This is a genomic window from Acidobacteriota bacterium (genome assembly GCA_040754075.1).
Taxonomy (GTDB): domain Bacteria; phylum Acidobacteriota; class Blastocatellia; order UBA7656; family UBA7656; genus JBFMDH01.
The window spans coordinates 1-25,657 of the sequence record JBFMDH010000052.1; the positions used below are offsets into that span (position 1 = coordinate 1).

Here is a 25,657-nt window from a genome sequence, read left to right on the forward strand (position 1 = left end):
GGGCGGAAGGCGACGAGTATTTTTCGGTCTGGTTTGAATCATTTGCGGCGCATATTATGCAATCTCTGGGATCGCTTCCAACAGATTGCGTTTCGACAAGTTACTCAACTTTTGTCATGTACATAGAGAGTTTCGCTTAAATTAAAAACCAACTTCAATCACTTATTTTTGTGGTTTGTGGCTTTCGTGCCGTTGCTATGCTTCAAATCATGTTTAGGTGATTCGGCTGTAGCTGAATTAGCCGCTTCAAATTCGGTTTCTCCACCAAGCGTTTGCCACATATCGCCGAGGTCGGAACGAACCTTTTTAATTTCTGCCAGCACGTCATTCTTTTGTGCATAAAGTTCGGTGCTCTGACTATAGAGGCTCGCGGCTTTCGATTGGATTTCGCGAAACACCCCCGAAAGCGTTCCATCATCGGAAAAACTCATCAGCATCAGGGTAAAAACCGCAAACGATAAGCCGGAGGCAGTTGCATAACTCCAACGGCGGCTTTGAGTATTGCGCGGCATGAGGGCTGCGGCAAAAGCCGCCATTTGATTTGCCAGACGTGTTTTCAGAGAGCTGGTTTTACCGGGTAAGAGGGCAAGCAAACGGCTCTCTAACTCCGCAGAGACTTCGATTTCCTCAAAGCTGTGAACCGAATGACAAGCGGCTACCGCATAGACCACTTCAGTTAAGAGCGACGAACAATTTGTGCAACTTTCCGCGTGGTTTTCAAATTTATGGTACGTAGATGCAGGGACAAAGCCATCCAGAAAATCGGTAATCAGTTCTTCAAATTCCGAACAATCTAGCGGCGCGAGGTCGGCTTGAATGGAAAATAGGGAATTTTCCAATTCTACGGGAACGTCCATCTCATCCTTGACTTCGCCGAGCGCCACTTTGATTTCATCCATCAGCATTCGGCAATCACGGCATTGCAGGGCGTGGGCAGCAAACTGGCTTGATTCGCTCTTGGATAGCAACCCATCAAGGTAATTACTCAGGTTTTCTTCAAAATTCTTGCAATTCATACTTCATTATCAGGGGCTTCGTCCCCATCTCCAATCGCTTCGATTTGCAAACATCCTTTAAGACATCGGCATTCGGCTGGGAGTTTTAGCCATCGTAAAATTTTTTTCAACTTTTCAATAAAACACACGCAACCCGTAAGGTCACAAATTTTCATCACACGCGCCTGAGATTTTGATTGTGCAACCCACGCTTTGTTGAATGCCGGACTAAGTAAATGGTTAATCCGGATTCACTTTCATTCTACGCAACACCTTTGCCAATTCGATGCGTCCGCGATTGATCCGGCTTTTCACCGTGCCTTCGGGAATTTGCAACAGGTCGACAATCTCTTGATAAGAGAGTTCCTCAATATCGCGTAGGATGACACACTCGCGTAAGTCGGGAGAGAGTTTCTTAATCGCTTCGTGAACTTGAAGTCTGCGCTCTTGTCTTTCGAGCGAACGTTGCGGGCTGTCGTTATCTGATGGGAGGTGATATTCGTGGTCAGCCAAATCGTCGCTGCCATCGGTTGGAGTGCGTTGTCGTTTGCGATAATCATCAATGATGAGATTGCGCGCCAGCCGCATCAACCAGTTGGATAAATCTCCAAGCGAAGGGTCATATTGATTCAATGACCGGTAGACGCGAATGAAAACCTCCTGAGTGAGGTCTTCAGCGCCCGCATGGCTTGATGTAAATCGGTATGCGAGATTGTAAATGCGACGTGAGAATTGGCGAACCACTTCAGCCCAGGCATTGGCATCGCCCTTGATACATCGCTGAACCCACTCAGCATCATTTGACATCAACGCTACTCTAGCTCCCATCTTTTGCCCTTCTCATTTGATTTCGAGCTTCGACCTCCAGCTCAACTCGCTTAACGAGAAGGCATAATTAAATGTTCCTGTAAATTTTACAGGCATAACGACCAACCTGTCTGACCAATTCCGAGCGACTGCTATTCTCTCATTTTCATTAAAGCAAGTGAACCGCGATTTGAATCTCTCTCATTAAAAATCAAGATAAACGTGGGAGTTTATAAAAAATCTGTGGTAGAATGCCCGCTCTTCATTCAACTTAGGAAATTGCTGTACGTGAAATTAAACCTGAAAACCATAGCCAGCATTCTCATTGGCGTTTTATTTGTTTATTGGTTCGCTTACAAACTCAACTGGTTGGAGGTCTGGCTGGAAGTTCGTAAAGCCAATTGGGAACAACTTGGTTTGGCGCTGGCATTATTTATCGGCACCTATTTCGTGAGGGTGCTGCGCTGGCAGACATTGATTTCACCATTGGCGAAAACCTCTTTGAAGGCATTATTCAGAGCCACGGTTATCGGGTTTTCGGCGCTCTTTGTGATGGGGCGCGCCGCAGAAATTATTGTTCGCCCGGCGGCGCTCTCGGTTAAAGAAAAAATTCGCCCATCGGCAACTTACGCTACGGTTATGGTCGAACGGGTATTCGACATGATTATGGTGGTGGTGTTTTTCTCGGTTAATCTGGTCTTTTTTGAACACACCTCACATGATGCCGATGCCATGAAAATTCTCGGCTGGATTAAATTTTCCGGCGCGGTGTTTTTAGCCGCATCGGTCGCCGGTATCTATGGGCTTTATGCTTTTCGGAAACACCGGGAATCGGCATTGACCGCTTTGGATAAAAAATTACCGTGGATGCCTGTAGCGATTAAAAAAGGTTTAATCAGTCTCCTGCAACACATCGCTGAAAGCCTGAGCATTCTTCACGACGCCAGAGAAATGACCATTGTGGTTTCTTATACCGTGCTTTTGTGGTTGATGGTTGCCGTAGCGCATTTGTTGGTGGTCAGAGCCTTTGGAATTCCCTATGTGCTGGTTCCTTTTACCGGAGCGGTCTTCGTGATGGGGCTTTCGATGCTCGGTTCAGTAGTTCCCACACCGGGCGGCGCAACCGGCCCCTTTCATACGGCGACTGCCGCATCGCTTGCTTTTATGGGCATTGACCACACCAAAGCTGCTTCGGTTGCCATTATTCTCCATCTGGTGATTTTTGCTCCGGCTACTTTTTTTGGTATGTATTACCTTGTCAAAGAAGGATTGTCATTGGAAAATTTGAAGCATATCGGCGAGCAGCAGGTTGAAGAAGTTGAGCAAGATGCGCCTGAATTTTCCGCCGCGCAACCGCCCTCTGAACGGTCAGAGCAACAGCAGGAACATATTGCCGCTCTGTAAATCTGGTTTCGATAAGCGAGAGTGAGTTTATGAGATGTCCATTTTGCGGTCACCTTGAAGATAAAGTTGTTGATTCACGCGAAAGCCGTGAAGGCGACGTGATTCGCCGTCGGCGTGAATGTTTAAAATGTGAACGGCGATTTACCTCTTACGAGCGCGTCGATGAAATCCCTTACATGGTTGTCAAAAAAGATGGTCGGCGGGAACCTTTCGACCGCGATAAAGTGATGGCGGGAGTAATGAAAGCCTGTGAACGTCGCCCGATTCCGATGGCAAAAATCGAAGCGTTAGTCAATAGCATTGAAAAATACGTTCAGGATTCCAAAGACCGCGAACGCTCGACCGAAAAAATCGGGGAAATGATTATGCGGCGACTCAAAGAACTCGATAAAGTCGCCTATGTGCGTTTCGCTTCCGTTTATCTCGACTTTAAAGACGTCACCGAATTTATGAGCGAAATCAAAACTCTGGTTCGCGGTCGCGCAAAATAGTTGCGCTGTTCAAAAATTATTTCAATCTTCATTTCCTGACTTTCAGGGATTTTAATTTACACCCGATAGCCGACCAATTTTTTCTCACCGGTCGAAAACTTGCGCCTCAGAATTCAAACCTGTAACCTAAATGGTTATGTCAGCCATCATTGAACCTGAAGAGATAGAACTTGAACCAACCACCGAGCAGGTGCAGATTCCCGATTCATTACCGATTCTGCCGCTCCGGGATATTGTTATTTTTCCCTATATGATTGTGCCGCTGTTCGTGCAACGCGAACGCTCAATCCGCGCCGTCGAACAGGCGCTCGGCGATAATCGCATGATTATACTTGCGGCTCAACGCGACCTCGAAAAAGAAGAACCTTTGGGTAGCGACCTTTATAATTACGGCACCGTCGCCTCGATTATGCGTATGTTGAAAATGCCCGATGGGCGTATACGCATTCTCGTTCAAGGGTTGAGCCGCGCTCGCGTGTCGCATTTTGAAGATAAGCATCCTTACCTCATCGCCCACATCAAACCGTTACCGGAACCCGAATATGATACGGAAGATTTGGAACTCGAAGCCTTGAATCGCAGTGTCCGTTCATCGCTTGAACAGGCGATGACCTTGGGTAAAAACATTTCTGCCGAAGTGATGGCGATTGTCGCCAATCTTGATGACCCGGGTCGCCTCGCTGATGTGTCGGCATCGAATCTCGATTTAAAAGTTTCTGACGCCCAAAGTGTTTTGGAGAAATTAAATCCTGCCGAGCGTTTGCGTCGGGTCAATGAATTGCTGCAACGCGAAATCAATGTGCTCAGGGTTCAACAGGACATCAACACCCAGGCAAAAGGCGAAATTGATCGCTCGCAGCGAGAGTTTTTTTTGCGTCAACAACTCAAAGCCATTCAGACAGAACTCGGCGAAGGCAACGAGATTGCCGAAGAGATTGCCCAGTATCGCCATAAAGCGATTGAAGCGAAGATGCCTGAGGAGGTCGCCAGCGAAGTCGAGCGTCAGATTAAAAAACTGGAGCGCATGCACCCGGATGCTGCGGAAGCCGCGACGCTGCGCAACTACCTTGATGTGATGGTCGCTCTGCCCTGGGCAAAATCATCCGAAGAAAACCTTGATTTAAAACGCGCCCAGAAAATCCTTGACGAAGACCATTATGGTTTGGAAAAGGTCAAGGAACGAATTATCGAATCGCTGGCGGTGCGCAAATTAAAAGATAAAGTCAAGGGGCCGATTCTTTGTCTCGTTGGACCGCCGGGCGTCGGCAAAACCAGTCTGGGGCGTTCAATCGCCCGCGCCCTGAATCGCAAATTCCAACGCTTGAGTCTCGGCGGTCTTCACGATGAGGCGGAAATTCGCGGACATCGCCGCACCTACATCGGTGCCATGCCCGGTCGTATTGTTCAATCCATTCAACAGGCGGGAACCAATAATCCGCTGATTATGCTTGATGAGATTGATAAGGTCGGCGCAGATTTTCGCGGCGACCCGTCCTCGGCGTTGCTCGAAGTTCTCGACCCCGAACAGAATTTTTCATTTCGCGATAACTACCTCGGTGTGCCGTTTGATTTATCGAATGTCATGTTTATGACCACCGCTAATATGCTCGATACGATTCACCCGGCACTGCGCGACCGCATGGAACTCATACGCCTTGCCGGTTACACCGAAGAAGAGAAGATGGAAATCGCCCGCCGCCATATCATTCCAAAACAGATGGAAGAGAATGGCATCTCGGCAAAACACATTGCGATTAATCGAACCGCGCTCAAGGGCATCATTCAACAGTACACACGCGAAGCCGGACTCAGACAATTTGAACGTGACATTGCGGCGATTTGTCGAAAGGTCGCTCGCAAAGTTGCCGAAGGCGATACACAACAAGTAAAGGTTACGGATAAAAACCTCCATGATTTTCTCGGAGCACCGAAAGCTTACCCCGATGAAGTATTAAAGAAAGACCAGGTCGGCGTGGCAACCGGTTTAGCCTGGACGCCCGCAGGCGGCGATGTGTTATTTATCGAAGCCTTACTGACGGCGGGCAAAGGCGGGTTGTTGCTTACGGGACAACTCGGAAATGTGATGAAGGAATCGGCGCAGGCGGCGCTCTCTTGGGCAAAATCGAAAGCTGATGAATTCGGCATCACCCAGGATAAATTTGAAAAGTTCGATATTCATGTACACGTCCCTGAAGGCGCAATCCCCAAAGATGGCCCATCGGCAGGCGTCACCATGACGACCGCGCTGGTTTCGGCGCTATCGGGAAAACCGATTAAACGTTCGGTAGCGATGACCGGCGAAATCACCCTTCGCGGCAACGTCCTGCCGGTTGGCGGAGTTAAAGAAAAAGTGCTTGCCGCCAAACGCGCACACGTCACCACCATCGTGTTGCCAAAACAGAACGAACGCGACCTGGAAGAAATTCCTAAAGAATTGTTGAAAGAGATTGATTTTATCTTCGTCGATTCTTTAAAACAGGTCTTGAAAACTTCCCTGGCTTGAGACTGAGCCTTTACCAATGTGAAAAGTCAAAATACTCGGTAAAGGCTCAATCTTTCTATTCTTTGCAAATTTCTTGCGATTAGTTCTTTCATTGACGCAATGAAAAACCGCGTGATATAACCCTCCTACCTGTTGAGCAGGGGAAATTTTGGCTGAGTTTTAGCTCCCAAGTCGGAACCATTTTTATACAACTTAACTTTCTCGGCGTTTCGACAAATAGACTTGTAGTGAAAGGTTTATAAATTAATGAATAAAGCGGAAGCCGTGTTCCGTGCAGGCGTTGTTTTAATCCTCGCAACCCTCACCATCGCAATCATTCCATCCGGCAGGACATTCGCTCAAAATACCGCATCGATTGCCAGCGACCCTATCCGTTCCATTATGGATAAATCGGAGTTGAGTTTTCGCAAAGGCGAAGATGCCTTCAATAAAGGCCAAAAAGAACAGGCGCGGCAATATTTTGATGAAGCGGTTGATGCCATCATGCTATCGGGCATTAACCTGCGCGCCAATCCCCGCCTTGATGCTTTCTATACGGATTTGGTTGAACGCATCCACCGCTATTCATTACCCGAAAGTATCCGCCGTCCAATCGCGCAGCCGGTTATTGCCCAGCAACCCGTGCCAAACACTCAGCCATCAACCAATCAACCCGGCGTTTCGGTTAATCCCAATTTCCGACAGGAACCCGCCGTCAACATTGAACGCTCGGCAATTGATGACATCTCAGATGTAGACGAACGAGAACTGTCAGCCATCACCCACGACGGGTTAAAAATTTATGGCAAGTATGATTTTGAATTCACCATCGCCAATCCGGTTTTTCAATTTATCAACTTCTTCGTTTCCGGTCGCGGGCGCTCAACCATGATTGCCGGTCTTCAACGTTCCGGGCGTTATCGCCAGATGGTTGAAAAGGTATTTAAAGAAGAAGGCGTTCCGGTTGATTTGATGTGGCTCGCACAAGCCGAATCGGTCTGGAAACCCAATGCCCTGTCACGCGCCGCCGCCAAAGGCATCTGGCAATTTGTGCCAAGCACCGGCACACGCTTTAGCCTGATGCAGACCGCCTGGGTAGATGAACGCTCACACCCGGAAAAATCAACCCGCGCCGCCGCGCGTTATTTACGATGGTTGCATGACCATTTCGCAGGCGATTGGATGCTGGCGATGGCTGCCTATAATTCCGGCGAAAACCGCGTCGATAACGCCATCGCAAAATGCGGCTATGCGGATTTCTGGGAACTTTACGCCCGCAATCTGCTGCCGCAGGAAACCCGCAATTATGTGCCGATTATCTTAGCCATCACCATCATCAGCAAAAATCAAAGCCGCTATGGCTTCAGCGTCAAACCCGATCCGCCACTCAATCTTGAAACCACGATTGTCACTGACCAGACCGATTTACGAGTGGTCGCAGATTTAATCGGGATTCCTTATGAATCGGTTCAGGAGTTAAATCCCGAACTGCGCAAGGGCGCAACCCCGCCAGGGCAAGCCTATCAATTGCGTCTTCCCAAAGGAACCAAAGGCGCTTTTGAAATCGCCTATGCGGAATTGACGACCGAACAGCGCATGCGGCGAAGCGTTCAACCCGCAACTGAAATTGCCAGAAATCTGGAGACCGCAAAGCCTGAAGATGTTGAACCGAAATTGGAAAGAAGCGCCCGACCTGAGCGCCTTGAAAAACCGCTTGAAAATGTGGCAAAAGCCGATAAGGCAGAGAATGTAAAGATTGCCAAAGCGGAAAAAATTCGCGTTGAACGTCCGACCTCGCGGGTTGAGATGAAAACTCAAGTGATTGCTTATCAGGTCAAGCGCGGCGACACGCTCGCGAGCATCGCCGGAAAACATGGCGTTTCGGTTCAGGAAGTGGCTCGTTTAAATAAAATGTCAACTCGCGGTGAATTGCTGCGAGGTCAAACCATTAAAATTCCCGAAAGCATTAAAAATTCACCGAGCGCCAAGGTGAAAGGGTACGAAGGTCGCTATGCCACAAAAAATGTCAGCAAAACTTCGGCGCGCATTGAATTGAAAGGTCGCAACGTGAAAAGCAAATCCATCAACAAGGATGCTAAATCAGGCAAAGCGAAACTGAGCAAGAAAGATTTATCTTCCAAATCAAACAAACGTCGCCGCTAAAACTCAACTCATCAATTCATTGAGAAAAGCCCGGTTGCTCAATCAAAAGCGACCGGGCTTTTTTCTTGGTCTCATCAATCGGTTGGTACGCTGAAACGCATTTGACAAAACGGGCATTCAAGAAGGGTTTGTGTACCGCCAATCGGAAAAACCGGCAGGATGAAAAACAGGGTGAGAAAATTTCTCCCCGATTTGACGTTGAATTTCGCTGTGCTGCCGCAATTGGGACAGGTCTTTAAATCCTCGGTTTTGCCTTTATCCCGAAAAATATATTTGGTTCCGACGATAAAAATAAACATCATTTTTATTAGTCGCTGAACCACGGCGGTTTGTCAAACGACTAATAACCCATAATCTCGAACACGGTTTTGTAGCTGCGATGATGAAACACCCGCGGCGCATTTTCCAGCACCTCTTCGAGCGTGGTTAATCCTTTTAATGCTTTAATCATTCCGTCTTCCTGCATGGTGACGAGGTCGCAGGAATCCAGACTGATTTGGCGGATTTGTTGCGCCGTCTGTTTCTGTAAAATCGCATCGCGAACTTCGGCATTTGGAACCAGCAGTTCATAAATACCCACCCGCCCTTTGTAACCGGTAAAATTGCAGGTCGAACAGCCTTTTCCATGAACCAGTTTGAAATTCAATAAATCGGTTTTGGTCAGACCGAATCGCTTGAGCAATCGTTCTTCGGGTTGATATTCAACCTGACAGTTCGGGCATACTTTGCGCACTAAGCGTTGCGCGAGAATCGAACTGATGGTCGAAGCAATCAACGAAGTTTCAATCTCCATATTGATTAAGCGAACCAGCGCGCCGACGGAATCTTCGGTATGAAAAGTCGCGAAAACTTTATGCCCGGTGAGCGCCGATTGGACGGCAACATCGGCAGAAAATCTATCGCGGATTTCACCAATGACGATAATGTCAGGGTCTTGGCGGACAATTGAGCGCAGCGTTTCATGAAAAGTTAGACCGATTTTTTCGTTGATTGAACATTGCGAAATGCCGTCGATGACATATTCGACAGGGTCTTCACAGGTGATGATTTTAACGGTCGGGTCATTGCAATAATCGACAGAGCTATAAAGCGTCGTGGTTTTGCCCGAACCCGTCGGCCCGGTTATCAAGGTGATGCCCGAAGGAATATCCAGCACATCTTCGGTAAATTTCTTGAGCGTATTCGGCGCAAACCCCAAGTCTTTTATGCTGATGAGCGAGGCTTTATTCAAAATCCTCAGCACCACATTTTCGCCAAATACGGTTGCATAAAATGAGGCGCGAATATCGATTTCGGTCTTATCGGTTTTAATAAAAATCCTGCCGTCCTGATGTTTGCGACGCTCTGCGATATCGGCTTCGGCAAGCAATTTGATTCGGGAAATAATTCGCGGCGTGTAATCGCGCGGGAAATCCAACTTATGAACCAGGACGCCATCCAATCGGTAACGCATTCGCAGTTTATTCGCCATCGGTTCAAGATGGACATCGGATGCGCCCTCATCAATCGCTGTGCGAATCAACTGGTCAACCATCTGGACGACGCGGTCTTCCGCTTGAGTCGTCGTCTGTGGCGCAGGAGTTTCAAGCGAATGATATTTTACCTTTTGATAATCGGCATACCCGGAATCTTTGCCTTGAAGCATCGCGTCAACGATGTCAAAGGTCTGGGTAATGGCGGCGCTGGTTGCCATTGCCAGTTTGACGCGGCACATAAACAAGCGGGCGATTTCTTCGATGAAAGCGGTGTTGGTGGGGTCAGCGACCAAAAGGAGTAACTGACTATTTTCGATTTTTACCGGCAGCGCGATTTGCCGACGCAGGTATTTGAGGGAAACTTTGCGAACCAACTCCAGATCGATTTCGGTGATGTCGGGTTCGAGCATCTTGAGCGAGAATTTTTCGCAAAGCGCTTCAATGACGTGGCGCTCTTCGATGACCCCCATTTCAACGAGGATTTCACCGATGCGTTTGGCGCGCGGCGTGGCTTTTCGCTGCGCCTCCAGGGCTTTTTGAACCTCTTCTTCGGTAACTAAATTTCGGGCAACGAGAATTTCACCGACCCGTTGTTTCATTTTCTGGCGACGCACAAAATCATCAAGCTTCTGGGGGTTGACCCAGTTCATATCGATTAAAACTTCTTTGAGAGTTTTTTCTCCTCCGAGGTGCTCGGAAATATTTTTGGCTCTGGATAATTGTTCTTTAGTTAAAATGCCTTCACTGATTAAAGCGAATTCAACGCGCTCATCAATGGTATGGGTATGAAGCATGGAAGCCTCCTGCTGAGAAACGTATAAAGACATTCAGTCATTGATTCTGAAAAATACGGATGCTTTTCAGATTCATCGTTATCGTCCTGATGTTAAAAACAGGTCAGGACTTTTCGGGGTAGGAGCAACACAACACAGTTGATTTCGGATTTGCGGGGGAAGCCGAAATTGTCAATCTCGATTTGAAGCGACTGTGAGAAAATGATAAACCATCACTTTTGGAAAAGCACTAGTAATTTATTGAGGCGAATGTGAAACCAATTTTACTGGGAATCGTGTTGGGATTAATGGTTTCCGGGCAAACGATGATGAAAAACGACCGTTCGCGAGCCAGAGATTTGGGACTAAGAATCGGCGTTTTGCCGACAGGAACTTTGAATGCCATTACCGATGTCGCGGGGGTGCGCGTCGGGCACACCACTTTGATTCGCGGCGATAACCTTCGCACAGGAGTGACGGCGATTTTACCGCATGGCGGAAATCTCTTTCGCGAAAAGGTTCCCGGCGCAGTCTTCATCGGCAATGCCTTCGGCAAACTTGCGGGTTCAACTCAAGTCAATGAACTCGGTGAAATCGAAACGCCCATCCTGCTCACTTCAACTTTGAATGTTCCGCGCGTCGCCGATGCGGTGATTGATTATATGCTGGCGCTTGATGGCAACACCGATGTGCAATCGATTAATCCTTTGGTAGGCGAAACCAATGATGGCGGTTTGAATGACATTCGCTCACGCCCGGTGACCAAAGAAGATGTTTTGAATGCGATTAATAATGCCAAAGCCGGCGAGGTCGAAGAAGGCGCAGTCGGCGCGGGAACCGGAACCATCGCATTCGGGTTTAAAGGCGGCATCGGTACGTCATCGAGAAAGTTGTCCGCGAGTTTAGGCGGGTTTACGGTTGGCGTTCTGGTGCAATCCAATTTCGGCGGCATCCTCACCATCAACGGCGCGCCGGTCGGACGTGAACTTGGAAAGTATTATTTGAAGGATGAGATTGAAAAGCGCGAAAGCGAAAAGAAAACCACGCAAAATCAACCTTCTTCAACTCAATCTCAAATCGCTTCAAATCAACCGGACAAAAACTCGAATGCCCAAAATCAGTCAACCGTTCAATCGGAACAATCCTTTGAGCAAAACCCGGATGGTTCAATCATCATCGTCATTGCCACAGATGCGCCGCTTGATGAAAGAAATTTGCGCAGACTTGCCGCCCGTTCGATGATGGGGCTGGCGCGCGCGGGGTCGTCAGCTTCAAACGGCAGCGGTGATTATGCGATTGCTTTTTCTACTGCAACGGAGGTTCGCATACGACCGGGAGCCAATGCGCTTCGTGAATTAAAAGTTCTATCGAATAATGCGATGTCGCCGTTGTTTGAAGCGGTCATCGAAGCCACCGAAGAAGCGATTTATAATTCGCTGTTTCGCGCGGTGACGATGGAAGGACGCGGGCGTAAAATCGAAGCCTTACCGATTGATAAAACCGTAGAGATTCTGCGAAAGTACAACGCTCTGAGCGATGCGAAAAAGCGTTAAAGCGATTGGCGTGGAATTCGCGTCATTGGTGTAACTGGTGTTTCAACTTTTAAAGGAGAGAAAATAATGAGCAGCGCAGCAACCAATGTAGGTACGGAAGTCGGCAAACTGGCACCGGATTTTGAATTGCCGGATGCAAATGGAAAAACCTGGCGGTTATCGAATAGGCGCGGCAAAGTGGTCGCGCTGGTCTTTTATCCGAAAGACGAAACGCCGGTCTGCACCAAACAGATGTGCAGTATGCGCGATAACTGGGATGCCTATGAAGCGACCGGCGCAGAGGTCGTGGCGATTTCCGTGGGAACCGTCGAACAGCACAAAAAATTCGCCGAGCATTACAATCTGCCGCAAACTTTGCTCGCGGATGAAAATGGCGAAGTGACGAAACTCCTGAAGGTGCAATCGCTGTTTGGCGGCTCGCAACGCGCCGTCATGGTCATTGATAAACAGGGTGTGATTGCGTATCGCAAATCGGTGTTGCCAGTGTTTCGCCCGACCGATGATGATGTCTTGAACGCGATTCGCAACGCGCAGAATTAAATTAATACCTAAGAGCACTGGAAGCGACTTGAACTAAAGATAACACTGTCAAGCCTCTGGTTCTTGTTTTGCTTTGAGATTTTATCTGCGTAACTAACCCGTGGGTTATTAGAGGTTCTTTTTGTGGCTGAGTCATGCCCAGTGGAAAAATGATACGATGACGAAAAAGCGCAAATCACGGGCACTTTGAGGCAAAACTTGGATTTTCGATTAATTCGGACGCAGAAAGCTAAATTTCCAGCATTATTTGTGGCGCTCGATTGCGAAAATGCCAGAAAAAAGGCTTTTCCCAGACTATCGCTCACAAAGGCTTCAAAAACTACTGGGCATGACTCAGTTTTTGTGGTTGTTGCTCTTCCTCACCGTTACTGTATACTTAGTAACCCAAGTGATAAAAATTCCAACTATAAATAGAATAACCCCTGGTGGCGCATCTGAAATATTGCTCTCTATCCCGAGAACTTTAGCTGTCCAGGAACTAGATCCGGCAATCCCGTTTGTTAGTAGTCCCAGTCCACCTAGTACACATAACCCTCCAATTAAGAGTCCCAATATTGAGTATATAGACTGAAAAAATACGGCTATTCCCCCTACCACACTTCCATCGGGGATATCCACTTCTTCAGGTCCTAGTCCATTTTTTTTTTGCATAAGAGGGTCTCCTTTAATCAATTTATTTTATATAAAACGGATGCGAGTGATTTTGTTCTTTGAATCCAGAATAACTTCAACTTCAAATGCGCGTAATATATCTCTCCCATATAAGACTTGGCGCTCTGGGTTTCTCTCCTTAAATGCGCTTGCTTCCCAACCATCAACTACAGCTACTGGAATTTCCCTAGTTTGTTCTATTCCATCTATATCAGAAAGGGTTAAACTTGCTTTGACAGTTGAAAAGTCAAATTCGCTTCCCAGAATATAGCCTTTTCGACAGTTTCTAAAAAAACGTAGAAATCCTCTTTGTACAATTTTGTCAGAGACATAGGTCAACGGAGACCCCGTATCCAAATCATCTGGGATTTCTATGTCATTAATTTTTGCCTTAATTCGTGGATAGAAATCATTTTTTAAGGGCGTTTCATGCCAATTTTCACCAACGGTAAAAATATTTTCTGGTAGAAAAATATCACTATAGGCAAATGGTATTCGATTATATTTAATCCCTAAATCATAAAGTTTCTGTTCATTAGGAAAATCGAAGAGATCGTTAGACCCATCTACAATTTCTTCTTCACAAACTACACACCAAGAGAAACTTTTTCTTTTCATTTCGATCTCTATCCAATGTCCATGTTTTTGCCAATGTACTCTTACTGAGCTTAAATACTTTTCAGGATTTTCTAAATATTTTTTAAATTGAATAATCTCTGGCTTAAAATCTTTAACTTTCAAATACTCCTTGCCAATTTCATAAATGGAAGTAAAAAATTTGTTTTTATACAGTGGGCGATCAAAGATATCCCGATCCTGTTTGATTATTGCTAAACTCTGCTCAAGGTGTCGTGCGTATCTTGGATCGCCTAACCAAGCACTATATACAAATGTAGGTAGGTCTTTACGTCTTTGATTTACCTCTAAAAGAAATTTTGCTCCATTCGCCACACCTCCCATAAGGCAGTCGGCTATGAAAACTGCATAACTCCCGGTTCTCAGCTTATTGCGTGCTTCCTCTATCGAACAGGCTATATCCAAGTCGAGCTTAATGTTGCTTGGTTCTGAATTTAGCATAAGAATATATTTTTCTATTTCACCCGGTTCATCATCCATCCATAAAATTGGAATTGAAGCAGCCTGTATAGCTGGCTTAATTGCACTCATTTTACTTTCTCCTTCAAAGGAAATATGATTTCTACGATTGTTCCCTTCCCGGGGTAGAAAGACTTATGTATATAGATATTTCCCCCAAACTGCTGAATAATTTGTTTTGCAAAATAAAGCCCTAATCCTGTTCCCTCTTCTCCACGAGTTGTGAAAAAACGATCAAAAACTTTGGGGATATTCTCTTTCTTAATTCCTATCCCTGAATCTTCAATAACTATTTTTACAGAGTTTTTTTCTGGTAGTTCTCTAACTGCAATTAAGATTCTTTTTTTTGAGCTAAACTTATTTTCTTTTATTGCCCAAATTGAATTGTTAAGAACATTTATCAGGCTCTCTTTAACCAGATCAATATCAAGGTGTACTTTATAATCCTTATTTGTAAGGGTGTGATCAATGACTATGGTATTTTCTCCATGAGTTTCTTTCGTATTTATTCTTTCATAGGCATAATCTAAACTTGGTCTTACGATCATCTCAACCAAATAACAATCTTTTGGCTCTGGGTTTAAATTTCTTCCTCTTTTTTGGGCTTGGCGAATCATCGCAACAGACTTTTTGGCAAAATTACGACATTGTTGCAGGAGTTTTGATACTTCTACTCCCTTTGCTCCAAGACCTGAAGAAAGTGTTTCAGCATCAAGTAAATCAGCTCCAATTCGAGTAACATAGTTTTGAACTTGATGAAATATACCAAGAGATGTTTCCCGGTAATATAACAATGCTTCTTCCTGAGCAAATATGGCTTCTATAGCTTGCGTTCTTTCAATTCTGAATTTGAGTTCTGAAATGGAAGTAATATTATATAGAATAGTGACAATTGGTTCGGCAAAGGTGCCCAAAGATTTAAGGTGTCTTATATTGAAGGAGTTGCTTTTCTCAAAATCTGATACTTTTAGTGCGCCAATAATTTTATCATCATGGTGTAGCGGAAAATAAATTAAACTGAGTTCTCGTTCAACTGCTTTTGGAGAAAGGACAAAAGGAATACGTACTTTTTTTCCAATACTATTTTTAATATTCTTGGGGTTAAATTCTAATCCTATTCCGAAGCCAGGTGTTCCGTCTCGAAAGGTTCTTGTTAATAAAAGAGCTTTATTTTTTGTGATGCAATAGTCAACAAACCCTCCAGCAGGTACAAAATCGTGTTTTACCTGTGAATTTGCTATGTAGGTTTTCTCAAATTTAAAGTTATCAATTTCTTGAGGAAGAATTTCAATTATTGAAACACTACTAGCATTGAAATAATCTTGTAGATGTTTTAATGCATCTCCGAGAGCATTCTTTTTTTCTCCAGTAAGACTTTGAAGCATTGTTAAATTTTTTAGAGTGTTGTATTGGGATTTAATGGCATTCCCACGCAAGAGATGAAAAATTTCCCTTGATGCGATATGACAAATTTCCCACATGAACATGGGGTCATTTTGTTTGTCGAAAGCGTAAATGATCAAACAAGGTTCATCCTCAAATAAGAAAGTGGATACTATTATTTCTATGATATGTAATTGTCTCGGTGGGAATTTAGCTAAAATCTGTTGAGATTCAGGGGATTGACTATTATATGTTAAACAATCTCTTTCAAACTTAAATAAACTTACTGCTACATCAATTGGAATAACCGAAATCGGTGCTACTCCAAATCCTTCCTTTGGGAGAAAAACATTTTCGTACCTATCCAGATGAAATACTTGTATAGCTTGTGCTGCAACTTCCTGCTTTATTGTACTGATAAAATTATTGGCTTGAGTTTCAGATTTTACCAGAGAGGAATATTGTTCCTCATAACTGTTTAAAATGTAGCTAACAGTAATTTCTACCCAAAGATGAAAAAGAGCCTCTTTGATACCATGCAAATGATGAGCAAGATCAACATACATGTCATTATCGGTTGAATCTACTAAATGAACTCTTGAGCTATCATCGAAAAGATTATGGTCGAAACTGATTTCGGTTTGAATGATAATTAAATGAAAGGTTGGAAATTTTAGGTCTTCTTTAAGCGTTAATAAAAGCCTTTCTGATGTAATAAGCGTCTCTGACGTTATAATAAGTATTTTTCCTATAGGATACTCAGCATTTTCTACAAAGTTTTTAATTTCCTTAAATGAAGGTAAAATTTGATAATCATCCAATGTACCAAAAATCTTTTTAATTAAGATACTAATTGCTTCCGACTTATAATTTGTCCCAAACTTAAATTTAGGTACCAATTGTTTGACCTCAAGAAAGGTAATATAAAAACATTGCTAATGCGAATCAAGAGTTGAAAGCAGCCCGACAAAGAGTTGTAGAATTGGGTTTATGGAACATCAACTCATCCAACTCTATGTCTGGGTCTGTAGCGTTTACGATAAACATTCAATCTTGAAAGTTCAACGTATGAGTAACAACAACCAGCCTAATTTCACTGACCAAGAATTGATCACTGTCTATCTGTTCGAGCATCTTCAAGGTCATTTCCAACAACGCCGCATCTATGATTATATTGCTGGACATTGGCTGGCTTGGTTTCCAGATTTGCCCTCTTATCAAGCCTTCAATTATCGCCTCAATCAACTCAGTCCAAGTTTTGCTTTGCTGCTCGAAGAATTGGTGAGCCAATTGGCAAATGGCTTACCACAAACGACCGATTATGTCTTGGATTCTTTGCCCATCCTGCTTGCCAAAGGCAGTCGCGCCGATGCCGCCAAAGTCGCCAGAGAAGTTGCCAATAAAGGCTTTTGTTCCACCAAAAAGCTCTTTTATCACGGTGTCAAACTGCATCTTTGTGGTCGTCGTCGCCTTCAGCAATTGCCACTGCCAGAAGCCTTGGCCCTGACTGCCGCGTCGGTTCACGACCTGACGGCTTTTCGCCAAGAAATGGAGCCTCCGGCGTTTGCTGCTTTGTTCGCCGATAAAGCCTATAAAGACGAGGCGATGAAAGCCGAACTGGCAAAGCATGAGGTTGAACTTTGTACGCCAGATAAGTGCCCACGAGGGCAAGAAAAAGAAGCAGCTTACAACAGTCTATGGTCGCGCTTCGTGTCGGCGATGCGTCAACCGATTGAGTCATTGTTCAATTGGTTAATTCAAAGATCAGGGATTCAGGATGCCGCAAAGGTTCGTTCGACTAATGGTTTGCTGGTTCATTGCTATGGCAAACTGACAGTCTGTTGTTTTCGACTCCTGTTCAACTCTTGATTCGCATTGCTAGTGTGCAGAGGGATTTTGATAGATATTAAACTTTCGACATAAAAGTGGTATAAAATTTTTGAACGATATTTCAATCCTTGAAATTACACAATTGCACCAATCTCTATCTCAATGTAATTTCTATAGAACTCCTTTATTTTTACAATTCTTTAGCTACTGGGCTTGTCGTGATGATGAAAAACCAACCTAGTAACCAAGTCAAAACAATCGCTAAAATAATTAAAAATTAGAGGCAAATTCGATGTAATGCTCCGCTTCAAGAAGCGAAATTCTATCTTAATTCAAAATAAAAATGGAAAAATTCTAAATAGCAACGAAAGATTATTATATGAAAATAAAAAATGTCAACATTAAAAAGCAAAAAAGAAAAATCGAATTAAAAATTGTATAACTTTTTAGTAATTAAATAATCCATTTTTGCGGAATTTTTTATTGATAATTATTTTTTACGATGTGGATGTGAAATTTAGATAATGAGTCTGTTGCGTAATAAGTTTTGAAAGCTTTTTACAAAAAAATCTTAAGATAGCCTCCTGTGCTCTTTATAAATTTTCCGACGTATTTTTAAGCTCGTAAATGAGACACGCATCGAATTTTCTTATCACGCAACAGGTTCAATGTCGTCCCTTACGTTTTCACTGAATATTTCAATGTGACATCGCATAGATGATGACATTGATGCCGACTTTATAGGCGGCGAGTCCGTATTTTAAAGGGTATCGCGGGTCATCAATCCATTCCCACGCATCGCCTAAATCGCAATTGCGGGCGATAAAGACCAGGAGTTTTCCGCTCTTGTCGCGAATGCCCATGTAATGCGGCGTGTAACCGCCTTTTTCGTGGGTGACGCCGCGACCGAGCCACGAACCGATGCCCGGAACCTGTACGACTTCGTTGATGTCGAAGTAACAATGAAACAATGAATCATCGGGCGGAATGTCTTCGATTTGGTATTCGGGAAAAATTCGCTTCATCTGTTCCTGCACATTTTCCCATTCATAATCGCCCCAGAAATCATCAAGGAAAAGAAAACCGCCGCGTGTGACATATTCGCGAAGCCGCGCCGCCTCTTCATTGGATAGTTCCATATAGCCCGGTTCAACAAAATAGATTAACGGATAATCGAAGAGCTTTTCGTCGAGGATTTCCAGTTGTTTGGGTTCGGCTGCGATATTCAAAATCGTGCCTGACCAATCACGAACCCCGATGATGAAATGGTAATCGGCTTCGGGAAAATCGACTGCCCACGAACTGCCGCGACGACCGCCGAAAGCCGTACTGTAGATGGTTCTCACAAAGGTGAATTCGCCGGGTTTGTTGGGGTCGGTTTTTTCCGAATAACGGGGAACCGCGCCCATCCTCGATTGCCCGACCACCGATAAAACCAGTAGCGCAAGAACAATCAGGATGCAGAGGCTTTTTTGCATAACCCCTCGAATGATGACGATTGAATTTGTCGGCAATGATAAATCAGACGCTTATCAATTTGCCATTAAGGGCGAATGCAAATCAACCTGATGATTATTTGATGTGCGCGCAAAATAAAGTTCTTTGCGATGAGTAGAATTTGAAAAAACGCTCTCCTGCCTCAGTGCCTCTGTGTCTCTGTGGTGAAAAAATAACCACAGAGACACAGAGATTTTACGAGACATTCCGACTTCTGAATTACGCACAGGCTTCAGTTACTTGCCTGTGCGCGCTTTGATACCAGACGAAGTTTCCAATCATCAATCAAGGTTCCCGTGGTTTGTAAATTCGAGGTCAAAAAGTAAAGCCGCCGGGTCGCCAAGCCATTCGGCACGGTCTTAAATCGCATATTCAAATACGACGGCGGAATCGCTTGATAATATAGCGTTGCCTGCACGGTGATATTGGCTGCGTCAATGTTTTTCGGCAAACTCACTTCGTAAGTGACCGTATCCGTGCCGCTGCCGCTCAGGTATTGCGGGTCTTGCGCGGCGTTTCCCTTGGGATAAGTCGCTTCGATGTAGGCAAACGGAATATCTGCGCTGGGACCGTTTTTCGTCCAGCCTTTCGGCAACAAGCGATTGTCTTTGAGTTCATGGTCGCGGTGAATAAAACTGGTGGTGAATTTGCCTTTGCTGTCCTGCACCAGTTCTTCAAAAATCTGCACCTGCGATTGTGAAGTGATGGTTTCATAGTGCGGTTGATAATGTTGCAAAGTCTTTTTGCCTTCCTGATATTCGGTGAAAAATTCCGAAGGCAACACATCACCATTGCCATCAACAATCACCCCGACATTGTTGGTGCGCCCAGATGCCCAGATGACCTGTTCGCGTCCGTCCGCATTATTGATAACCTGAAATTCAATGAATGCGCGGCGAAAACCCACGCCGCTCGGTAAGCGATGCCCGGTTAAGTTGGTGACTTTAACCTCGGCGGTCAATTTTTCGTTTACGATTTTAAGCGAGGGAATTTCAATGGTCGCGGTTTTTTCCTGCGCCTGCCGGGCGATGTTATCGAGAGTGTCCTGCAAATCGGTGGTCGAACCGCTCATATAATCGTTTTTGCGAACCCCGAGAATATCATTGAACTGATTGAACATTTCGATGAGATAGGCATTCAAGCCGAGCAATTCATGACGCACATAACCTTCTTTGCGAACCCGCACCCGCAGTTTATCAAGCGGCGCTAAGTATTCCGCTGCCGGATAACTGTCGTCTTCGATGATAGCGATGGGTTGTTGAATCTGTTTGAGGTTGATTTTTTTTGCAGGGTTTTGATAACCGCCGGGCATATGACAATCCTGACAGGACTGCGCGGTCTGTTGATTGGCATTGAATTCGGTTTGAAACTGGCTGTTGAGCCATTCCATATAGGTGGCTTGTTCAATCGAATGCATGAACGGTTTAAATAAGGGATTTTTTTCCGAAGTATCCAATACCGTCGGTTTTTCGCCGGGTTTAAGCGGGTCGTCAACGTTCGGTAAATTGATTAAGTGACAACTGCCGCAAAGCCTCGATGATTTGGTATAGTCGCTGAATTTCGGTTTTATCCCCAATGAATTTTCCATCGGGTAGGTTGAAATCGTGTCGTCTTTAAAAGGTCCCTGCAGTTCATCGGGTTTGCTCATTTGAAATTGTCCGGTGGTGGAGTTTTCCAAAAAATAAGCAATCGGCGGTTGCGTCGGCGGGTACTCATCTTCTTTGATGTGATGACACATCGTGCAACTGATGCCGTCACGCGCCAGCGACCCGTATTTGAAATTGGGATTATCGGGATTGGTGAGAAACACATAATCCAATTTGAAATCGGCGAACGGATTTTTGTGGTCAATATCGAATTGGCGTTTCCCCATGCCGCCGTGACAACTCAAACAGGTGTTGACGGTAGCCTGAATGATCGGCTCAGGATTTTTAAATTCGTTTTTGAGAATCTCGATTTCGCTTTCGAGTTGCGCATAAAAAATCGGGTCACGACCGGCAAGCCCCATAGGCGACCAACGCCATTCACCATAAGGCGAAACATTGATGCCGCTTGGCACACCGTTTACCGGCGGCGCGGTTTGCAAAAACATGGTTGGCCCATAAGGACCCGTCGCCGCGCTGTGACACATCATGCATTGGTCTGAAGTGATGAATTGTTCCGCGCCTTTGGTTGCGGCAACCACTCTATCCAAAGTTTCGGGCGGCAGTTTTTCTACGGTCTGAACCGGCACGCGGGGAATAGTTTTGAAGGTCTGTAAAAATTCCAGGTTGGTATCAACCGGCGGATTATTCGACGCGTCCTGTTTCGGGCGGCGATGGGTATAAAGAAAGGGTTTTTCAAATGGCGACAAATTGCGCCAGGAATTATCTACACGAAAAATCAGCGGTTCATCGGGAAAGCCTTTGATATTTTTCAGCGATGAAAAAGTGTATTCGCTTTCCGCCGAAGCGTGACAGCGCAAACAGTATTGCCCGAACCCGGCGTTTTGATAATTGAACGGGTATTGATTCTGATTGAAACTCATGCCGGTATAAAATTCGCCCCAGTACCAGCCGTCTTTGGAACCCGCCGCATCTTTAATCATAATCGTCCAGTCTTTTGACTTGGCGAATTCTTTAGCGATTTCATCATCGGTCATATCTTCGTAACGCGCCGCGGGCGGGGTGTATTGTTCTTTGATAATCATCGCGCCGTTGGGGATCGCGCCTTTGCGACCTTGGGTGAGCCATTTCATCAACGGCGGCGAATAGAAAACCCGGACAGCCGGATGGGTGCCGTAATAAACGTTATTGATGTAAGGTCCGGTGTCGCGCACCCATTTATCGCGACACCAACTCAGATAGCCGCCGGTGTCGAGGAAATTAAAAACCTCTTTTTGAAAATCGAGCAGTTTGCCTGGCGGTAGTGAACTCGGCAACGGAAGCGGCGAAGGCTTCGCATCCGGGCAAGGATTTTGCCAGGCGAAAAGGGAAGCGGGTGACGGGAGATTGACATAAACATTTTCGTCATCGCTTGCGGCAACTTTTTTTTGCGAGAGCGAGAAAGTGAGCGTAGCGAGAAAAAAGAATGCGAGGGTAACAAAAACTTTGCACGATTTACGCATGGCAAAACGACCTCCTGAGATTTCAGTTTTACCCCCGCCTATTTGAACAAAGAAATGCCCAACAGTAATGATTTGGGAAATGCTTCTCGAATTGAAAAAATGATTGCGTTGCTACATGACCTGCAAAGCAATAATCGCACAGATGATGGCCAGTAAACAAAGCGCAATCGAGAAAATAAAATCGGCAATGGTGCCTTTTTGTTGTTTGCGGTCAGGGTTGCTTTCTTTTATGGCGAAATAGGAAGCGATACCTGAGACCGTAAAAAACAGGGCGACGATTGCCAGGAATTCATCGGTAAACGACTTGAGATTTTTTGCGCCTTCGACAACTTTTATTAAGCCGAGCAAGGTTAAACACATTCCCACTTTCATCGAAGATTGCATGAGAATATGGTCAAAGACTTTGTCATCCAAAACTTTTTTCCCGGCGGCTGATGGTGGCGTAAAAGGCTTTCCGCAACTCGGACAACTGATAGCCTGTTGGGAACATTGGTGAGCGCAATCCGGGCAAGATATTAATTTCAACGGTTCAACCATAGCGTCCATAATCACAATTTTCCATTGATTAAAATCGAAGGGCTATCGCGGCGATTGTATTACGGACAATGCAGGCGACACGCACGTTGCGCGCTCCGGTGATGTGGTGATTAGGCTTTTGTTTGCCAGTAGACTGTTATTTATGTCTTCGTCTTTCCATTAGCAATTGAAGTAACGGATTGGGTTTTGTCCATGCCTTATAGGCAATGTTTTCCCAATGTATTTCCCTCGCACATTGTCTGGTGCGACTCTTCCAATAAATTCAAATCGTTCAAAGAGGTCTATCGGATTGAAGCGACGGCGAAGATATTTCGTTGATCCTGCGGGAAACCACTTATTTATTTCATAGACCTCTTTGATTACTCCTTGATATACAGCAAAAGCGTAAGTCGCCTGCTCCGCATGATGTTTGTTCAGTCGCCATATTCCCCTAGTACAGTCATATAAATCATCGGCGTTAATACCGTGTCTGTAAGTTTTATTAATATTGATGGCAATAACAGGGTCATCAATTTGAGCTTCGTTTCTATTCATATATTCGACTCTCCTCAAGAGGACTTATGGGCGGTTATTCGGGCATCTTGCATCATCTTCAAAAGCCCAACGATGGAGTTGACCGGGCGCGACGAGTAATCCGATTTCATGTGAGTCGTTGTTCGCGCGCTCAGGTTCAACGAAGGGTTAGATTTCTCTGTTCAGGTCAACTTTAGATACTGTATCACTCCATCTTGTGGGAATACTGATTTGAAGTAGTCAAGCACCTTTTGATCATCCATTTGCTCATCTATAAAAGTGTCACCCTGCCTCACAATCGGTGCCCAATCATCGTTCATTTGAATAATGAACAAGTTCCCCTGATTGAGAGAAAACTCTCTGCTCCCTACGCTTAGAGTTTTGTCGATGGCATTGTATTTCAGTTCAAGTCTTTTCTCGCTCATGTTCTGATCATTAACCGCAGGTTCCTTATGCAACGACCAGATTATGACATTGGTCGAGAGCGGCTCGTCGCTCCAGCCCCCGCCGCCACCCGACCCCGTAAGCGATGCTTCGGGGTAGAAGATTAAGACATGGTAAATTGAGACATCAACGAATTTGGATTCGGACGCTCGGCGACCACCAATGGTGAGTAACAACCCATTAGCGCCCTTTAAGCTATGCATGCGAGAGTCGGAAGGAATGACGACCCCTAGCTTGTTTTGCCATTCGCCATACACCTGCTGCATATGCTTACGGCGTTCTAGCCCCTCCTCATATTTGACCCGTTCTTGTTTTTCGATCTCCGAATGAATAAGGTCTAAGAGGCTTTGAACTTCTGCCGGAAGCAAACCGATATAATCATAGCGCGCGAGTCCCTTACCGCCGTCAAATACAAAAACTGTGTGGACTACTCCAGGAGAAGGCGTTGGCATACTTGAAGCGGGCTTGAGGTTAAGCATCACCAGCACCTGTTTGATTTCATCGAGTTGTGATTCGCTCAACTTCGCGCCCTTTGAATCTTGTACCGCCCAATCTGGTACGACGCGAGCGTTGTAAGCCGAGCCATCTTTGTTAAGAATCAGCTCCTGATAGTACCCTGGATATGGAGCAGTGTATTGCAAAGCCTTGAAAAGAAGGGTATCCGAATGATGGTCTGCGACCGCGTTAAATAGTTTTATCGAAAGGTTGTGTTGAGAGGATTCGGATTTCTGCTGGGCTAGGCAAACCTGCACGCAGAGTCCTGTGGCACATAACATCACAACAAAAAGACAATCTCTGATCACTTCGCACACTCCTATTCAGAAATCTAACGCCCGGGGTCAGCGGCAATGCCATTAAGTTAAGACTGGGAGCGCGGACGTCCACGTCCGCGCTCCCAGTCTTAACTTAATGGCATTGCGATTGACCGGTCGCGATTAGAATTGATTGCATGAGAAACGCCCAGATACGCGCTCCGGTCGAATCGCTGGTTAGGCAGCGTCATCAGGAGGTCCATGATGTGCTGTACTCTTAAATACATTACAATATTTCGGACTGTACCGGCTCATCAGGGTCTGTATCTCTTCAGAGTTTTCTATATAATCGAAAAACTCATCACTTGATTTCATTCGTGATGAACGGATGCTCATCTTCATGCTGAACAACTCCGGCACTTGCCCGTAGTCAAAATAGCAACATAAATGAACGTGACGACGACTGTCTTCATTTGGCTTCATTATCCGCACAAAGCACAAATCAAAGCAATCCAAGCCAGATGCGTTGTTCACTCCGCTAAAAAACCACCAGGTATCAAGCTCACAACTTATCGGTATGTGTGCATATTCTCTGAGTACGGCTAAATACCGCGATAGGTCAGGACACCTGGGGTTCAATCCCGCATGCCGGATTAGGTCATTCAAAATGTATTCTACTTTCTTGAGCTTCATGGATCATCGACCAGTTAGTCGTAACGGACTAACGATGGAGTTGACCGGGCGCGCGAGCGGCATTGCGGGAAGCCATAAGAATTGCGCTTCGCGCGCGCTGAAGCAAGTGAAACGAAAAGCCCTTTAGAATCATAAAAAGTTTCATAAGGGCGTGTATATAATTTTGTGTAAACGGTCAAATTAAACATCTGGCAACCGGTCAGCAAACTCAATGGCAAACCGATTCAACGCCGCTCGCCAATCCTTTACCGGCATCGTCCAGCGCTCGCTGATATTCTGCAACGCCAGATAGATTAATTTCAACGCCGCTTCATCTGTAGGAAATGAACCACGATTTTTAATAATTTTTCGCAAACTCATATTCACACTCTCAATCGCATTGGTCGTATAAATTACTCGACGAATTTCTTCCGGGTAAGCATAAAAAACCGCCACTCGTTCCCAATTCCGTCGCCACAACTGCACAATCGGCG

General features: G+C 45.3%; 20 protein-coding genes. 7 read left to right on the plus strand and 13 right to left on the minus strand.

Annotated features, from left to right (window positions below):
* Positions 1–158 precede the first annotated feature (158 nt).
* Together AB1757_30345 and AB1757_30350 are read right to left on the minus strand one after the other, a co-directional pair.
* Positions 159–1,016, minus strand: a complete 858-nt coding sequence (locus AB1757_30345) for an anti-sigma factor (GenBank protein ID MEW6131368.1) — start codon at positions 1,014–1,016, stop codon at positions 159–161.
* A 219-nt stretch (positions 1,017–1,235) separates the two neighbouring features.
* A complete protein-coding gene (locus tag AB1757_30350; GenBank protein MEW6131369.1) occupies positions 1,236–1,823 on the minus strand; it encodes a sigma-70 family RNA polymerase sigma factor in 588 nt (195 codons plus the stop codon).
* A 267-nt stretch (positions 1,824–2,090) separates the two neighbouring features.
* On the opposite strand from AB1757_30350, the gene AB1757_30355 reads away from it, so the two are divergent.
* The 4 genes from AB1757_30355 to AB1757_30370 all read left to right on the plus strand — a co-directional run bounded on the left by AB1757_30355 (position 2,091) and on the right by AB1757_30370 (position 8,342).
* Entirely contained in the window at positions 2,091–3,206 is a 1,116-nt protein-coding gene (locus AB1757_30355; protein MEW6131370.1) for a lysylphosphatidylglycerol synthase transmembrane domain-containing protein, read from the plus strand.
* Positions 3,207–3,235: 29 nt separating this feature from the next.
* Positions 3,236–3,697, plus strand: a complete 462-nt coding sequence (gene nrdR / locus AB1757_30360) for a transcriptional regulator NrdR (protein ID MEW6131371.1) — start codon at positions 3,236–3,238, stop codon at positions 3,695–3,697.
* A 136-nt stretch (positions 3,698–3,833) separates the two neighbouring features.
* Positions 3,834–6,200 (plus strand): endopeptidase La, encoded by a 2,367-nt coding sequence (lon, locus tag AB1757_30365; protein ID MEW6131372.1) that lies wholly within the window; start codon positions 3,834–3,836, stop codon positions 6,198–6,200.
* 246 nt (positions 6,201–6,446) lie between these two features.
* Positions 6,447–8,342 (plus strand): transglycosylase SLT domain-containing protein, encoded by a 1,896-nt coding sequence (locus tag AB1757_30370; GenBank protein MEW6131373.1) that lies wholly within the window; start codon positions 6,447–6,449, stop codon positions 8,340–8,342.
* 74 nt (positions 8,343–8,416) lie between these two features.
* Here the strand turns inward: AB1757_30370 and AB1757_30375 are convergent, their stop codons facing one another.
* Together AB1757_30375 and AB1757_30380 are read right to left on the minus strand one after the other, a co-directional pair.
* A complete protein-coding gene (locus AB1757_30375) occupies positions 8,417–8,644 on the minus strand; it encodes a zinc-ribbon domain-containing protein (protein ID MEW6131374.1) in 228 nt (75 codons plus the stop codon).
* 38 nt (positions 8,645–8,682) lie between these two features.
* On the minus strand, positions 8,683–10,611 hold the full coding sequence (locus AB1757_30380) for an ATPase, T2SS/T4P/T4SS family (GenBank protein ID MEW6131375.1): 1,929 nt from the start codon (positions 10,609–10,611) through the stop codon (positions 8,683–8,685).
* A 287-nt stretch (positions 10,612–10,898) separates the two neighbouring features.
* Here AB1757_30380 and AB1757_30385 point away from each other — a divergent pair, with 287 nt between their 5' ends.
* Both AB1757_30385 and AB1757_30390 read left to right on the plus strand, forming a co-directional pair.
* On the plus strand, positions 10,899–12,143 hold the full coding sequence (locus AB1757_30385) for a P1 family peptidase (GenBank protein MEW6131376.1): 1,245 nt from the start codon (positions 10,899–10,901) through the stop codon (positions 12,141–12,143).
* Positions 12,144–12,209: 66 nt separating this feature from the next.
* Complete coding sequence (locus AB1757_30390) at positions 12,210–12,683, plus strand: peroxiredoxin (GenBank protein ID MEW6131377.1); 474 nt, start codon at positions 12,210–12,212, stop codon at positions 12,681–12,683.
* 333 nt (positions 12,684–13,016) lie between these two features.
* Here AB1757_30390 and AB1757_30395 read toward each other — a convergent pair whose 3' ends face one another.
* The 3 genes from AB1757_30395 to AB1757_30405 are packed head-to-tail and all read right to left on the minus strand — an operon-like array spanning position 13,017 to position 16,711.
* Complete coding sequence (locus tag AB1757_30395; GenBank protein MEW6131378.1) at positions 13,017–13,334, minus strand: hypothetical protein; 318 nt, start codon at positions 13,332–13,334, stop codon at positions 13,017–13,019.
* A 27-nt stretch (positions 13,335–13,361) separates the two neighbouring features.
* Entirely contained in the window at positions 13,362–14,501 is a 1,140-nt protein-coding gene (locus AB1757_30400) for a hypothetical protein (protein MEW6131379.1), read from the minus strand.
* Positions 14,498–16,711 (minus strand): sensor histidine kinase, encoded by a 2,214-nt coding sequence (locus AB1757_30405; protein MEW6131380.1) that lies wholly within the window; start codon positions 16,709–16,711, stop codon positions 14,498–14,500. The genes AB1757_30400 and AB1757_30405 overlap by 4 nt, the downstream gene beginning before the upstream one ends.
* 154 nt (positions 16,712–16,865) lie before the next feature.
* On the opposite strand from AB1757_30405, the gene AB1757_30410 reads away from it, so the two are divergent.
* Positions 16,866–17,681 (plus strand): IS982 family transposase, encoded by an 816-nt coding sequence (locus AB1757_30410; protein MEW6131381.1) that lies wholly within the window; start codon positions 16,866–16,868, stop codon positions 17,679–17,681.
* Between the two features lie 659 nt (positions 17,682–18,340).
* Here the strand turns inward: AB1757_30410 and AB1757_30415 are convergent.
* From AB1757_30415 to AB1757_30440, 6 genes are all read right to left on the minus strand, one after another.
* Positions 18,341–19,120, minus strand: a complete 780-nt coding sequence (locus AB1757_30415; protein MEW6131382.1) for a DUF4159 domain-containing protein — start codon at positions 19,118–19,120, stop codon at positions 18,341–18,343.
* Positions 19,121–19,371: 251 nt separating this feature from the next.
* Positions 19,372–22,245, minus strand: coding sequence for a cytochrome P460 family protein (locus AB1757_30420; GenBank protein MEW6131383.1), 2,874 nt, complete (start codon positions 22,243–22,245; stop codon positions 19,372–19,374).
* A 111-nt stretch (positions 22,246–22,356) separates the two neighbouring features.
* Positions 22,357–22,791, minus strand: coding sequence for a hypothetical protein (locus tag AB1757_30425; GenBank protein MEW6131384.1), 435 nt, complete (start codon positions 22,789–22,791; stop codon positions 22,357–22,359).
* 150 nt (positions 22,792–22,941) lie between these two features.
* Entirely contained in the window at positions 22,942–23,316 is a 375-nt protein-coding gene (locus tag AB1757_30430; GenBank protein MEW6131385.1) for a hypothetical protein, read from the minus strand.
* A gap of 161 nt (positions 23,317–23,477) precedes the next feature.
* The gene (locus tag AB1757_30435) at positions 23,478–24,542 is read right to left on the minus strand and encodes a hypothetical protein (GenBank protein MEW6131386.1); all 1,065 of its coding nucleotides are present in this window, start codon (positions 24,540–24,542) and stop codon (positions 23,478–23,480) included.
* A gap of 822 nt (positions 24,543–25,364) precedes the next feature.
* A partial coding sequence (locus AB1757_30440; GenBank protein ID MEW6131387.1) for a transposase occupies positions 25,365–25,657 on the minus strand: 293 nt, incomplete at its 5' end.

Bases quoted from the DNA above. Each gene is read 5' to 3' on its own strand.
- AB1757_30370 (MEW6131373.1), top strand. From the start codon at position 6,447: ATGAATAAAGCGGAAGCCGTGTTCCGTGCAGGCGTTGTTTTAATCCTC.
- AB1757_30380 (MEW6131375.1), bottom strand. From the start codon at position 10,611: ATGCTTCATACCCATACCATTGATGAGCGCGTTGAATTCGCTTTAATC.
- AB1757_30385 (MEW6131376.1), top strand. From the start codon at position 10,899: ATGGTTTCCGGGCAAACGATGATGAAAAACGACCGTTCGCGAGCCAGA.
- AB1757_30425 (MEW6131384.1), bottom strand. From the start codon at position 22,791: ATGGACGCTATGGTTGAACCGTTGAAATTAATATCTTGCCCGGATTGC.
- AB1757_30345 (MEW6131368.1), bottom strand. From the start codon at position 1,016: ATGAATTGCAAGAATTTTGAAGAAAACCTGAGTAATTACCTTGATGGG.
- AB1757_30390 (MEW6131377.1), top strand. From the start codon at position 12,210: ATGAGCAGCGCAGCAACCAATGTAGGTACGGAAGTCGGCAAACTGGCA.
- AB1757_30375 (MEW6131374.1), bottom strand. From the start codon at position 8,644: ATGATGTTTATTTTTATCGTCGGAACCAAATATATTTTTCGGGATAAA.
- nrdR (MEW6131371.1), top strand. From the start codon at position 3,236: ATGAGATGTCCATTTTGCGGTCACCTTGAAGATAAAGTTGTTGATTCA.
- AB1757_30415 (MEW6131382.1), bottom strand. From the start codon at position 19,120: ATGCAAAAAAGCCTCTGCATCCTGATTGTTCTTGCGCTACTGGTTTTA.
- AB1757_30430 (MEW6131385.1), bottom strand. From the start codon at position 23,316: ATGAATAGAAACGAAGCTCAAATTGATGACCCTGTTATTGCCATCAAT.
- lon (MEW6131372.1), top strand. From the start codon at position 3,834: ATGTCAGCCATCATTGAACCTGAAGAGATAGAACTTGAACCAACCACC.
- AB1757_30395 (MEW6131378.1), bottom strand. From the start codon at position 13,334: ATGCAAAAAAAAAATGGACTAGGACCTGAAGAAGTGGATATCCCCGAT.
- AB1757_30420 (MEW6131383.1), bottom strand. From the start codon at position 22,245: ATGCGTAAATCGTGCAAAGTTTTTGTTACCCTCGCATTCTTTTTTCTC.
- AB1757_30400 (MEW6131379.1), bottom strand. From the start codon at position 14,501: ATGAGTGCAATTAAGCCAGCTATACAGGCTGCTTCAATTCCAATTTTA.
- AB1757_30350 (MEW6131369.1), bottom strand. From the start codon at position 1,823: ATGGGAGCTAGAGTAGCGTTGATGTCAAATGATGCTGAGTGGGTTCAG.